We start from the raw sequence: 14,734 nt of genomic DNA on the forward strand, positions 1-14,734 counted from the left end.
GCAATACTGAGAGCGGAAGCGGTTAATGAACGCTTCCGCTTACCTGGCTTGCACCTAAAAAACCTCACCCTCAGCCTCCGCATCTGGAGTCCTCAACTTCTGGCTCAACATCATGGTCAGGTAAGCTGATTTCCACGTCGCGCAACACGCGGAAGCCATACCCACCCAAACCAATCAGCAATAAGCTGATGGAAGTGATGACATACAAAAGCGCCATCCCTGCACCCGATCCCGTGCCGAATAGCCTGCCGAGGATGGGTACAAGAACACCTCCTGGCATCATCGCTGGTTCAAAAACGTGGTCGGCAAGTGGCCCAGCGATTAATAGAGCGATCGCGCTAACAACTTGCTTAATTGCCGATCGGGCAGCGAAAACCCGTCCTTGCACATCCGGTCTTACCTTGCTGAGCAAGATTGCTGTGTTGGAACTGCTCAATAAGGGAAAATTCAGCGATGAGCAGAACTGAGCAGGAAGCCAAATCATTGGCATCTGACCCAACCCAAAGACGGTTTTACTCAGACCCGCCCCCACCATTGCCAGTAAAAAACCGTGGATGCGGCGCTTAGAGCCGCCCCAGGCACTCAAAAGAAACGCTCCCGTTACCCCACCGAATCCGGCTGCTGAACCGATGCTGCCTAAGACCCTGGCATCATTTCCCGTGCGTGCCAAAATTATCGGTGCATACAAGGCAGCGCCCAGATCGTGGGCAAACCAGAACAAGGACGCCGCGACTACAATGGCGAGCAGACCGGGACGCACCAGAATATACTGGAAGCCGAAGATAATCGGCTGGAAGATCCCTTTATCGTGAGAGGATGTCTCGCTACTCGTGGGTTGGGGGATATGGATCTTGAGAACGGTGCCGATCGCGATCGCAAATGTAACGATATCGATGAGCGAGATCCCGGCAAATCCAATCGTGTAGTAGAGTACACCCGCCAGCGCGGGAGCAATAATAATCGAACTGTAATGAATCGCAGAATCCAGACTGGTAGCACGGGTGTAATGCTGTTTGGGCACCAGCATTGCAATCGATACTGAATACGCCAGCGCTTGAATTTCGCTAAAAGCACCGCTAACCGCGCCACTCACATAAAGATGCCAGATTTGCAAATGGTTGGTCAGGTACAGCCAAAGAATTACCAGGGTACACAAAGCTGTCACTGTGTCGCCAATCATCATCAGGAATTTGCGGTTCCAGCGGTCTACAATTAGCCCAGCAATGGGTGTAATTAAGATACTCGGCAATAGAGTAAAGAAACCCACTAAAGCAAGTGCCGTCGCCTGACCAGTCAGTTCCCACATCCAGATTTGGATGGCAAAACTGGTCATATAGCTACCGATCGTTGAGACTAGCTGACCGATCCAAATGATGAAGAAGGTTCGCATATTAGTTTTGTTAAGGCGGTTTCCATCCGAGTGGAATATCCCTCCTGTGGCTGAATGTGGTGTTTACGTCCTGGGAGCGGTTCTGGGTGAATCCCGATTAGGGATTAAACTATTGAGTCAAAGCTGCAACTTTAGGGAATTCCTTGCCCTTGCTTGATTTCTCTGTTACCAAATATTTAAACAAGTCATCGAGAACTCGATTGGCTCCGATAATGCCCCAACTGCTAATCCAGGCATCGCTATTGACTTGGTATACCTTACCTTGTTTAACCGCATTCAATTGGAACCAAAGAGGATGATTTGTAAATTGGTTTAACTTAGATTCCTTACCTTCTCCGAGTACTAAGAAAATCGCATCACCTTCCATTTTAGGAATTAGCTCTAATGAGAGATTTTCCGAGTTTTTATCTTTATTCTGCGCTGATGGACGAAGCATACCAATCTCGTTGAGAATGAGTCCGCTGAAGGAACGCTTCATGTAGATTCGGACTTTATCTGCCCAAAAATTAACCACAGATACCTGAATTTGCGAGAAGCGATCGCCCATTTGCTCTTTAAATGTTTCGACGCGCTGATTATAATTCCTTAAAAGCTTTTCGGCTTCTGGCGTCTTACCCAACGCTTCGGCAAATGTTCTCAGCCACTCTTTCCAGGTAATACTCCCTTCAACAAAAACTGTCGGGGCAATTTGTGATAGCTTCTCATAGATTTCTTCATCCCAAGACCAACCCAAAATCAAGTCTGGCTTCAAGAACAAAATTTTCTCCAGGCTTGGTTGCCCATTTATGCCAAGTTTTGTAATTCCTTCGGTTTGATTTCGGAGATAGGAGAGAAACTCCCCATCTCCTAAGGTTGTGGCACCTACAGGTTTGATACCTAAAGCTAAGACGTTCTCCAAGTTTCCCAGCACAATTACCCGCTGCGGATTAACGGGAACCTTTGTTTCTCCCATTGCGTGCTTGACTACTCGTACAGCTTGAGAAGGCAAGTTTAGAGAAACATTAATACTGTTATTCGTCCCATTCTTTTTGGCATTATTCCCACAGGCAGAAACGATACAAATTGTTAAAATTGTTATTAATAATAGTCTGATATTGCGCTGACTATAGTTATTCGTTAAATTCCAAATTGGATAACGGTGGAGAATAAAAGAATAAAAATAAATAGCAATTTTACTTAAAAAACAAGCTAATTTTTTGATTGAAAACATAAATAATTTAAAAAATTTTTAACCACAAAGACGCTAAAAACACCAAACAATAAGATATAGAAATAATTTGCAAATCCAAGTAAAATCTCTATGCCTTAAAAGCATATCTTTAGGAATTCACTTATTACTACGAAATGCTTACCAGGTTTTTCGTAATATATTGGTTGAATTCATACAATTCATTGCGGTCACATTCTCCTTTTAAATGAAGAGTTTTATGTTTATCTTCAATAATGTCGGCTCTATAGACACTCAGAACTCCATTCGGAGTTTTAAAAGTTATTTCAACTTGATTAAAACTTTCATCTTCGCTTCGCTCAATTATCTGATAGGCAACCTGATAGTTAAACCAATCCCAGCCATATTTGAGGATGAGTTCTTTTTCTAAGATTTGAGCTGCCCAAGGTAAAAGTCCCCAACCACGATAGACATTGTTCAAGCACTGAATGTCACCCGTTCGGGTCAGAATGGCAGCAAATGATTTTTGGTTGAGCCTGCCATAATATCTTCCCTCTGGAAAATCAATTGCAGTAGGGGCAAAGCGATGACCGCCAATGTGGCTGGCTTGCCATACGCGGACACGATCGAGTGATAAGTCAGAGACAGTGGCTAAGGCAGCTTTGTAAAAAGGATTTCCATACTTAGCGCAACATTTATCATGGCTACCGTGAGTGCATACTAAAATATCTCTGGTTTGAATATCTATCGCCTCCTGTTCTGGAGTGTTTCCTGTTAAACAGTCCTTCAGTAAAGAGGCTATATCATTAATATCTGAAACCAGAAACTCTTGCTTCGTGTAACCTGCCGAAAGCCCGGTGTTTGCTCGGAAAATTATCAGGCGTTTGGAGCGATCGCGCTTAGTTTGGTCGCTATGAATCAATACAACCCGAACAAAAAGTTCCTCTGTATCAATTTCCTCCTTTAAGGCTTTTAAATTAGCCGGGAGGAATTTTGAATCAAGTGGATCGGGTGTCCAAGGCGGTGGACACTCAATCAGTACATAGATTTTGTGATTCGTTGCACACCCGATAATCTCTTCTCCCGCTTGGCGTGACTCTTCGGCGCAAAAGAATCCATTCATCGCTTGATTACTTGCGGTGTAACAATTTGTTTGCTTCAAATTTCCTCACGCCCAATCGATGCGCTCACTACGACCTAGTTGGTTATTGAAAGTTATTATCACTAGGTCAGCAACATATAACGTCTTATCTGCCAATGTCAAGGGTATAAAAAAAATTAGTCTATTGAGAACTCATGTCAGTTTTTTCTGAAAATACCCAGTTCAGCGTCCAGAAAAATTTGCACGCCTTGACCGGGAGAGCATGAAACCATAACGGTTTTCCGTTCGCTCATATACAAAGCCTAACCCCCAGCCGCATTCCGTGATAGGGAAGCGGAGCAAGTCTCGTTCCTTGTAGGAGAAGGGCTGGGGTTATGTCAGACTCTACTGCACAAGCGTCGGGGGAAGCTTTCCGGCTAGTTTAAGTCATGCTTCCCGCAACCCTAGAAGAGCAAAAGCCGGAATTTTATTTCTGAAAAAATTTTGCGATTGCTACTTGCCAAACTTGCAAGCTTTGTACTAAGGTTATCCAAGCTTATTAAAAATAAATGTCAATAGCAGTGAAAAGTTGCCGCTAAGAACCCTCTTGAAGAGGAGCGTTGACCCTAACGCCAACACCAGGATTTGTGAGGTTTTTTGCCCTGCCGAGGGTTCCTAAAACTCCCAAAAACGTCGATTTAACAGCAAATACAGATGAAGCGCTCAGTTTTTAATCCAACCACCCGGATTGGAGCTAGAGATGGGCGGTTTCCGTTCGGCAATGCGAATCTTTGACGAGAGAGTTTGAACTAGAGAGTTTGAACTTTGTGGTCGGATTCAACAGTTCAGGGTTGAAAAAGCAGAAAAAGTAACATGGTCGATTTTTGCCAAGATTTTCCAGAAAACCCGTCCAAGAAAATTGCCACTCTAGCAGACATTCTGCGCTACAGAGCCGTAAACGAACCGGAAAAACTGGCGTTTACCTTCTTGCAGGATGGGGAAACACCAGGCGAGAACCTGACTTATCGAGAGTTGGATCGGCGCAGTAGAGCGATCGCATCCCATCTGCAAGCGATGGGTTTAAGTGGCGAACGTGCCTTATTGCTTTATCCACCGGGTTTGGATTATCTAGCAGCATTTTTCGGTTGTTTGTATGCAGGCGCGATCGCAGTTCCCGCTTATCCGCCTCGCAACCAACGCAACACGCCGAGAATTCAAGCAATTTTGCAAGATGCACAGGCGAAAATCGCGCTCACCACAACAGCGATTTTTGCGAAAGTGCGATCGCTTCTCGCTCAAAAAACTGACTCAGATGCTTTAAATTGGCTCACCACAGACAACATTGCCAACGGCATCGAAGAGTATTGGGAACCGCCAAGCATTCATCAAGACACATTAGCTTTTCTGCAATACACCTCCGGTTCTACAGGGATACCGAAAGGAGTCATGCTCAGTCATGGCAATCTACTGCACAATGCCGCCATGACTTACCGACTCATGGAACATTCGCCCAGTAGCAAATTTGTCTCCTGGCTGCCGATCTATCATGACATGGGACTTATCGGCGGTGTCCTGCAACCCTTGTATGGCGGGTTCCCTTGCTACTTAATGTCACCTGCGTCTTTTCTGGTAAGTCCGTATCGCTGGCTGAAAGCGATTTCTGACTACCAAGGGACGACTAGCGGTGGCCCGAATTTCGCTTATGAACTGTGCGTTCAGAAAATTACCCCCGAACAAAAAGAAACCCTTGATTTAAGCAGATGGAGTGTCGCTTTTAACGGTGCAGAACCCATCCGCCAAGATACTTTAGAGCGGTTTGCAGATGCCTTTGCTTCCTGCGGCTTTTTAAAAACCGCTTTTTATCCCTGTTACGGGATGGCGGAGGCAACCCTAATCGTTTCTGGTGGCGTTAAGGCAGCAGTCGCGGTAACGAAAACCGTTCAAAAAACGGCATTAGAACGCAACCAAGTCATTGATGCTGATGACGACGACAATTCCCAGCCGCTCGTCGGTTGCGGGAACACCTTACCAGAACAGGAGATTGCGATCGCAAATCCTGAAACTTTAACCCAATGTGCGCCAGATGAAATCGGTGAAATTTGGGTTTCAGGTCCTAGTGTCGGTCACGGCTATTGGAATCGACCAGAGGAGACGGCGCAAACCTTCCGCGCCTACCTGGTAGATACAGACGAAAAGCCTTTTTTAAGAACAGGCGACTTGGGCTTTTTGCACAATGGGGAACTGTTCATCACAGGTCGAGCCAAAGATTTAATTATCATCCGGGGTCGCAACCTTTATCCGCAAGACATTGAACGAACGGCAGAATGCTGCCATCCAGGATTACGTGCAGGCAGTGGTGCAGCTTTTGCGGTAGAAGTCGGCAATGAAGAACGACTGGTCGTGGTGCAAGAGGTAGAATTTCGCGCGAAACCGAATGTTGAGGAAGTCACCGCCGCCATTCGTCAGGCAGTTGCAGAAGAACATGAGATACAAGTTTATGCGGTAGTTCTGATTAAAGGTGGCAGCATTCCCAAGACTTCTAGCGGGAAGATTCAACGCCGCGCTACTCGTGCGGAGTATCTTGCAGGTGAATTGGATGTTATTGGTAGCAGTATTTTAGAGAATTCCTATCCTGTCGAAAATGAAGATAATCTCACCCGCGAGGAGTTGCTGGCTGTTGAGTCGGAAGAACGTCAGCAGCGATTGGAGGCTTATCTGCAAAGGCAAGTGGCGCGGGTGCTGGGTGTTGCGTCGTTTGAATTAGATTTTGGGAACGAACCGCAGAGGACGCAGAGAACGCAGAGGAAGAATCATCGAGGAAATATTAGTATTGAGCAGCCTTTGAGTAGTTTTGGTCTCGACTCGTTGATGGTTTTCGAGTTGAAGAATCGGATCGAGGTTGATTTAGGGGTAGCTGTATCGATTGCGGACTTGTTTGAGGGGGTTAGCATTACCCAACTGGCAACGCAGATACTCGACCAACTGACTCAGGCGATTCCGTCTGGATCGATACCTTTGTGCAGAGTTGAGAAAACTACTGACGAGTATCCGCTTTCTTTTTCTCAAGCTAGATTGTGGTTTGTCAATCAACTGCAACCGGGAACTCCGGCTTATAACATTCCCATCGCGGTTCGCCTGACAGGACGGTTGGATGTGCCAGTGCTGGTTCGCAGTATTCACGAAATTATCCGGCGACACGAAATCTTGCGGACAAGCTTTGCCCTAGTGGAGGGCGAACCCGTGCAAGCGATTTCTGGGGAAAGCTGCGTCACCTTAAATTTACCAGAGGTGGATCTGCGGCAATTGCCCGATGCTGAGAGACAAGCGCAAGCGCAACAATTTGCGATCGCAGAGGCTCAAACGCCCTTCGACTTGGCACAACCCCCGTTATTCCGGGCAAAACTGCTGCATCTAACCGCAGAAGAGTCGATGCTGCTGCTCACACTGCACCACATTGTTGCCGATGGTTGGTCGGTTAAAGTTTTAGTCCGAGAATTGACAGCACTTTACGAAGCTTTCTCGACCGGAAAGCCTTCGCCACTCGCTGAACTTCCCATCCAATATGTTGATTATGTCGATTGGCAACGACGGTGGTTCTCCGGTGAGAGGCTAGAAATTCATCTGAATTATTGGAAGCAGCAGTTAGGGGGAGAACTTCCCGTATTAGAGTTGCCGACTGACCGAGCGCGATCGCCAATACAGACTTTTCGGGGGGCGCAGCAAACGTTAGTGCTGCCCAAAGCCTTGACTGAGGCAATCAAAATGCTAGGTCAGCAGGAGGGTGTCACCTTATTTATGACCTTGCTGGCGGCGTTTCAGACGTTGCTTTACCGTTATTCAGGACAGGAGGACATTTTAGTCGGTTCGCCGATTGCCAACCGCGATCGCGCAGAACTGGAATCCTTGATTGGGTGCTTTGTTAATACCTTGGTGTTGCGTACCGATTTGGCGGGAAATCCCAGCTTTAAAGAATTATTGGTGCGAGTGCGAAAGATAGCAATTGATGCCTATGTTCACCAAGATTTGCCTTTCGAGAAGCTGGTGGAATTACAGTCAAGTCGGGATCTGAGCTATAACCCGATATTTCAGGTAATGTTCGTCCTCCAGAATCCCGCATTATCGACGGTTTCATTACCAGAGTTAACTTTAAAAACTTCGGAAATTGAGAGTGGAACCGCCAAGTTCGATTTATTCCTATCAATGATAGATACGGAACAAGGATTGAGCGGGACGCTGGAATACAACACCGATTTGTTCAACGCGGACACCATCACCCGAATGTTAGGGCATTTCCAAACCTTACTGGAAGGAATTGTTGCCGATCCAGAGCAGTGTTTATCAGATTTGCCGCTATTAAATGCATCTGAGCATCATACTTTGCTGGTGGAATGGAATGACACTCAAGTTGATTACCCCCAAAAGTGTATCCATCAATTATTTGAGCAGCAGGTAGAAAAGACACCGGATGCGATCGCATTAATATTCGACAATGTAGAGACAGGATTCAGTGAGTCTCTAACTTACCGCGAGTTAAACAACCGAGCGAACCAGTTAGCGCACCACCTGCAACAGATGGGCGTGCAGCCAGATGTTTTGGTTGGCATCTGCATGGAGCGATCGCTGGAAATGGTAGTCGCTCTTTTAGGCATTTTAAAAGCGGGTGGTGCTTATGTACCTTTAGACCCCACGTATCCGAAAGAGCGCTTAGCGTTCATGTTGGCAGATGCCCAAGTGTCACTACTGCTAACTCAACAATATTTGGTTAATCAATTACCGCAACATCAAGCGATTATCTGTTTAGATACCGAATGGGAAACGATTACCCAAGAGGGTACAGAAAATCCTATTTCATCTGCTACACCAGAGAACTTGGCTTATGTAATTTATACCTCTGGTTCCACAGGAAAGCCCAAGGGAGCGATGAATACCCACCTGGGGTTAAACAATCGCTTGCTGTGGATGCAAGACACCTACAAATTAACAACAACCGACAGAGTTTTACAAAAGACTCCATTCGGCTTTGATGTGTCAGTTTGGGAATTTTTCTTGCCTTTGTTAACGGGTGCTAGCCTCGTTTTAGCTAAACCAGGTGGTCATCAAGATAGCGGTTATTTAGTCCAACTGATTGCCAAGCAAAAAATCACGACACTGCACTTCGTCCCCTCCATGCTGCAAGTATTTTTAGAGGAGTTGGGGGTAGTAAAATGTAACAGCATTAAGCGGGTATTTTGTAGCGGTGAAGCTCTGCCTTTTGATTTGCAAAAGCGCTTTTTTATACGTTTAGGCGCAGTAGAATTACATAATCTTTACGGGCCGACAGAAGCGGCAATTGATGTTACTTTTTGGGCTTGTCAGCGTAACAGCAAACGGCGAATTGTTCCCATCGGTCGTCCGATTGCCAATACACAGATATATCTCTTAGATTCGCATTTACAACCTGTCCCGATTGGCGTTCCGGGCGAGTTACACATTGGCGGTTTTGGTTTGGCTAGAGGTTATCTGAATCGACCAGAGTTAACCCAAGAGAAGTTTATTCAGAATCCTTTTAAAGACCTAACCCCCCAGCCCCCTTCCCTACAAGGGCAGGGGGAGCCGGAAGTCCCTCTCTCGCAAAAAGAATTTATTCCTTTTCCCTCCCCTTGTAGGGGAGGGTTAGGGAGAGGTAGAGAAGGGTTAGCGGAGAGCCGCCTTTACAAAACCGGAGATTTAGCCCGCTATTTGCCAGATGGCAACATTGAGTTTTTGGGGAGAATTGACCTCCAAGTAAAAATTCGGGGTTTCCGTATCGAATTGGGAGAAATTGAGGCGGTGTTGTTACAACATCCCCAGGTGCGAGAAACGGTGGTGCTTGCCAGAGAAGATATGCCCAACGACCGCCGCTTAGTCGCTTATGTAGTTCCGAATCCTGATGCTGTTTCGATTAATGAATTGCGCGATCGCTTAAAACAAACTCTTCCTGAATACATGGTGCCTTCGGCTTTTGTATTTCTAGATACTCTACCGCTGACACCCAATGGAAAAGTCAATCGTCGCGCCTTACCTGTTCCGGAAAATCAGTGTTTAGAGTTAACGGTTTATCAACCTCCTCAATCGGAGATTGAAAAAACAATTGCGACTGTTTGGCAAACGTTACTGAACTTAGAGAAAGTCGGGATTCACGATAATTTCTTTGATATCGGGGGACATTCATTACTGATGCTTCAGGTGAATCACAAACTGCGGACAGTTTTTAACCGAGAGATATCAGTCGTTACTTTATTTCAAAACCCAACCATTTATTCGCTGGCGCAATATTTAAGCCAACAACAGCCTGCTTTTGAAGAGATGCGCGATCGCGAAGTTGGACGCGATAGTGTCCAGCGCGCTCGAAAGCAAATAGAGGCTATCAATCGCCAAAAAGAATTATTGAGCAAGCAAGGTAGAAAGATTCATGGATAGCGCTACAAATTACGATTCTCTGGAAGGCATTGCCATTATCGGCATGAGTGGGCGCTTTCCCGGTGCTAAGAATGTCGAAGAATTTTGGCAAAATTTACGCGATGGAGTCGAATCAATTTCGGTCTTCACCAATGAAGAATTAATAGATGCTGGAATCGCTCCAGGTTTACTCGATAATTTCAATCATGTAAAAGCTGGTGCCGTATTAGAAGATGTTGAGTTTTTTGATGCTTCTTTCTTTGGTTTTAACCCCAAAGAAGCGGAAATGACCGACCCGCAACACCGGGTATTTTTAGAGTGTGCTTGGGAAGCGCTGGAAAATGCTGGTTACGACACCCAAAGATGTGAAAGTCGCATTGGCGTTTATGCAGGTGCCAGCCTGAATAATTATTTATCTTTTAATTTAAATCGCGACCAAATTGGGTCGGCGGACAGTTTCCAAAAGTTGATTAGCAACGATAAAGATTTCCTCACGACTCGTGTTTCTTACAAATTAAATCTTAAAGGGCCAAGCCTGACCGTTCAAACAGCTTGTTCTACTTCATTAGTGGCGACAACTCTGGCTTGCCAAAGTTTATTAAATTACCAATGCGATATGGCGTTGGCGGGTGGAGTTTCGATTCGGGTACCGCAAAAAACAGGTTATTTATATCAAGAAGGGGGAATATTATCTCCTGATGGTCATTGCCGCGCCTTTGATGCTGATGCACAGGGAACCATTATTGGGAATGGTGTGGGAGTGGTCGTTTTAAAAAGATTAGAGGATGCGATCGCAGATGGCGATCGCATTCAGGCGGTAATCAAAGGTTCCGCCATCAATAACGATGGTTCTGAGAAAGTCGGGTATACAGCACCCAGCGTCAACGGACAAGCAGACGCGATCGCAGAAGCACTCGCCCTCGCTGGAGTCGATCCGGAAACCATCACTTATATCGAAACTCACGGGACTGGAACCGTCTTAGGCGATCCGATTGAAATTACCGCGCTTTCTAATGTTTTTGGTGCCAATACCGAGAAAAAGAATTTCTGCGCCATCGGTTCCGTCAAAACCAATATCGGTCATCTGGATGCAGCTGCCGGAGTCACGGGACTCATTAAGACGGTTTTGGCACTAAAACACAAGTTAATTCCACCCAGCTTAAATTTTAAACAGCCAAATCCTGAGATTGATTTTGTCAATAGTCCCTTTTACGTCAATACCCATCTGACGGAATGGAAGGCTTCAACCCCGCGCCGTGCCGGAGTCAGTTCTTTGGGGATTGGTGGCACCAACGCCCATGTGGTTCTGGAAGAAGCGCCAACGGTAAAAGCATCGGGTTCTTCGCGTCCCTGGCAATTATTGGTGCTTTCCGCCAAAACGGAATCGGCACTGGAGACGGCTACGGCAAATTTGGTGGCTCACCTCAAGCAGCACCCCGATCTCAATTTGGCGGATGTTGCTTACACCCTGCAAGTAGGTCGTCGGGCTTTTGAACATCGCCGGATCTTGGTTTGCCAGACGGTTGAGGAGTTAGTAAACCAATTGGAAACCCCTCACCCTCAAAAAGTTTTAACTCACTTCCAAGAGCCTACTGAACGCTCCATCGCCTTCATGTTTCCCGGACAGGGAGCGCAGTATGTGGATATGGGGCGGGAACTGTACCAGACTGAGCCGATATTTCGAGAGCAAGTAGACCGTTGCGCTGCCCTTCTTCAACCTCATATCGGGATGGATTTGCGATCGCTACTTTATCCCAACCAGCCGAATCCTGAAGTAGCCGCAGAAAAACTCAAACAAACTTGCTTTGCTCAACCTGCATTGTTTGCGATTGAGTATGCCTTAGCTCAGTTGTGGATGTCCTGGGGCATTTCTCCCCAAGCGATGCTGGGTCACAGTATTGGCGAATATGTAGCGGCTTGCCTTGCGGGTGTCATGTCTGTTGAAGACGCTTTAGCTTTGGTGGCGATTCGTGGGCGACTGATGCAGCAAATGCCAGCCGGGGCGATGCTTGCCGTTTCCTTGCCAGAAGCGGAAATTAACAGCCTGCTGAATGAGAAGTTATCTTTAGCCGCCACTAACGCACCTTCTTTGTGCGTCGTTTCCGGAACCCTTGACGCTGTAGATGCAATTGAAGCGCAACTTACGGCTAAAGGGGTCGAGTGTCGGCGGTTGCATACTTCTCATGCCTTTCATTCTCAGATGATGGATTCTATATTGGAGCCATTCATTGAGGAAGTGAAAAAAGTTCAGCTGAATCCTCCTCAGATTCCCTTTATCTCCAACGTTACGGGAACTTGGATTACAGCAGCAGAAGCCACAGATCCCGATTATTGGGCAACGCATCTACGGCAGACAGTACGTTTTTCTGAGGGAATTTCTACATTACTGCAACAGCCAAATCGCATCCTCTTAGAAGTTGGTGCGGGGCGTAGTTTATGTACCCTTGCCAAACAGCATTCCCATGAAGCAATTGGGCAAGTGGTATTGCCTTCGTTACGCCACCCCCAGGAGCAAAACTCAGATATTGCCTTTTTACTCAATATCTTAGGGCGGCTTTGGCTAGCAGGCGTTTCGGTGAATTGGTCTGCTTTTTATGCTGGCGAACAACGTCACCGCGTACCTTTACCGACTTACCCGTTTGAACGTCAGCGTTACTGGATTGAACCCCAAACCCAAATTTCAGAAACCCAAGCCCCAGCAACCAGTACAGATGAAAGCAAGCTAGGGAAATCGAAGATTACTGACTGGTTTTATGTTCCTTCTTGGAAGCAAATTCCCCTAGTCAAAACAAGAGAGATTTCGTCTGCTTGTTACCTGGTTTTTGTTGATGAGTGTGGGGTCGGTTCTCAAATCGTCCAACGATTGCAACAAGCTGGACAGGATACGATTTCTGTTCGGGTTGGAGAGCAATTTAAGCAACTGGATAGCAACGCTTACACGATTAATCCGGCTTGCCAGGATGATTATCACGCCTTGATTCGAGCCGTGCGAGAACAAGGGAAAACCCCGAATGCGATCGCGCATCTCTGGAGTATCACCCAATCACCGCCTCAGTCCTTGGAAACTAGCCAAAATCTCGGTTTCTACAGTTTGATTTATTTAGCGCCAGCGCTAGGACAACAACCTGTTAGCAATTCCATTCAACTTCTAGTTGCCAGTAACAATCTTCATGACATTATTGGCGACGAGCTATTGTGTCCTGAAAAAGCAACCATCATCGGTTCATGCAAAGTCATTCCTCAAGAGTATCCTCACATCAGTTGTCGTCAAGTGGATGTGGCAATCTCGGAATCAGGAACGAACAACTTAGTCGAGCAACTGATAGCAGAATTAGGGGCAGATTCAAAAGACTCCATGATTGCCTACCGTGGCAATCATCGCTGGGTTCAGACATTTGAGCCAGTCCCGCTAGAAAAAGCCAGCCAAACCCGGTTACGACAAGGGGGAGTATATCTCATTACAGGTGGCATGGGAGGGATGGGCTTAGTCTTCGCCGAATACCTCGCCAAGACAGTACAAGCCAAGTTAATTCTAATCGGACGTTCTGCACTGCCTGCAAAAGAGCAGTGGCAGCAATGGCTAGCAACCCATGATGCGCTCGATCCTATCAGCCGTAAGATTCAGAAATTGCAGGAATTAGAAGTATTAGGTGCTGATGTCCTGGTAGTTGCTGCCGATGTTGCGAATGATGAACAAATGCAGAATGCGATCGCGCAATCCCTAGAACGCTTTGGTGAGATTCACGGGGTTATCCACGCTGCCGGAGTTGCGGGTGGTGGCATGATTCAACTCAAAACACCAGAAATTGTTGAGAGTGTTTTTGCTCCGAAAGTGATGGGAACTTTGGTACTAAATAATGTCCTCAAGGATGTCAATTTAGACTTCGTGGTTCTCTGCTCATCTCTTAGCTCAATCCAAGGCGGATTTGGACAGGTAGATTATAGTGCTGCCAATGCCTTTTTAGATGCCTTTGCTCACCGCAATCCTTTTAAATCTGGTCACACAATCTCAATCAATTGGGATGCGTGGCAAGAAGTCGGTATGGCGGTAAATACTGCTGTTCCTGAAAAGCTCAAACAGTGGCGCGAAGAAAGTTTGAAAAATGGGATTTTACCCACAGAAGGCGTAGATGCCTTGAGCCGAATTTTGGGAAATCCCCTTCCTCAAGTTATCCTTTCTACGCAAAATTTATCCGATGTCATTGAGCAAGCTTCTAACTTTTCTTTATCAAGTTATGACGCTCAAACATCAGATGAGTCTAGTCAATTATCGGCAACTAGACATCCCCAACCTCTCCAAGCAAATGCCTATGTTGCTCCTCGCAATGAGATTGAACAAGGGATTGCGAATATCTGGCAAGAACTCATCGGAATTGAAAAAATAGGAGTTTACGATAACTTCTTTGAGTTAGGCGGACACTCTTTACTGGCTGTACAAACGATTTCCCGGCTGCGTGAAGCCTTCCAAGTGGAATTACCGCTGCGTACTCTGCTTTTTGAAGCTTCTACAATTGCTGAACTCGCTACTGTGATTGCCGAAAAGCAGCCTAATCTAGAACAAATGGCGGAGATTGAGAAGATGTTAGTGGAGGTGGAAAATCTCTCTTTGGATGAAATACAAGCGCTGGTTGCTAAAGAATCACAAGCAAGCTTTCGTTAGCAAGCATAAAAATTAGAT

General features: G+C 46.3%; 5 protein-coding genes. 2 read left to right on the forward strand and 3 right to left on the reverse strand.

From position 1 onward, the window contains the following. Positions 1-70: 70 nt before the first annotated feature. The 3 genes from NDI44_RS12040 to NDI44_RS12050 form a co-directional block, all read right to left on the reverse strand. The gene (locus NDI44_RS12040; RefSeq protein ID WP_190415012.1) at positions 71-1,390 is read right to left on the reverse strand and encodes an MFS transporter; all 1,320 of its coding nucleotides are present in this window, start codon (positions 1,388-1,390) and stop codon (positions 71-73) included. Positions 1,391-1,499: 109 nt separating this feature from the next. After that, positions 1,500-2,342 (reverse strand): iron-siderophore ABC transporter substrate-binding protein, encoded by an 843-nt coding sequence (locus NDI44_RS12045; protein WP_199304965.1) that lies wholly within the window; start codon positions 2,340-2,342, stop codon positions 1,500-1,502. Between the two features lie 385 nt (positions 2,343-2,727). Beyond that, positions 2,728-3,681, reverse strand: a complete 954-nt coding sequence (locus tag NDI44_RS12050) for a sucrase ferredoxin (protein WP_190415014.1) — start codon at positions 3,679-3,681, stop codon at positions 2,728-2,730. Between the two features lie 831 nt (positions 3,682-4,512). Here NDI44_RS12050 and NDI44_RS12055 point away from each other — a divergent pair. Together NDI44_RS12055 and NDI44_RS12060 are read left to right on the forward strand one after the other, a co-directional pair. After that, complete coding sequence (locus NDI44_RS12055; protein ID WP_190415015.1) at positions 4,513-10,077, forward strand: non-ribosomal peptide synthetase; 5,565 nt, start codon at positions 4,513-4,515, stop codon at positions 10,075-10,077. Next, positions 10,070-14,716: a type I polyketide synthase gene (locus tag NDI44_RS12060; protein ID WP_190415016.1), complete on the forward strand. Its 4,647-nt coding sequence runs from the start codon at positions 10,070-10,072 to the stop codon at positions 14,714-14,716. Before NDI44_RS12055 ends, NDI44_RS12060 begins: the two co-directional genes overlap by 8 nt. Positions 14,717-14,734: the final 18 nt, after the last annotated feature.

The organism is Trichocoleus sp. DQ-A3 (assembly GCF_039961975.1).
In the GTDB taxonomy this organism is placed as follows: Bacteria; Cyanobacteriota; Cyanobacteriia; order Cyanobacteriales; family FACHB-T130; genus FACHB-T130.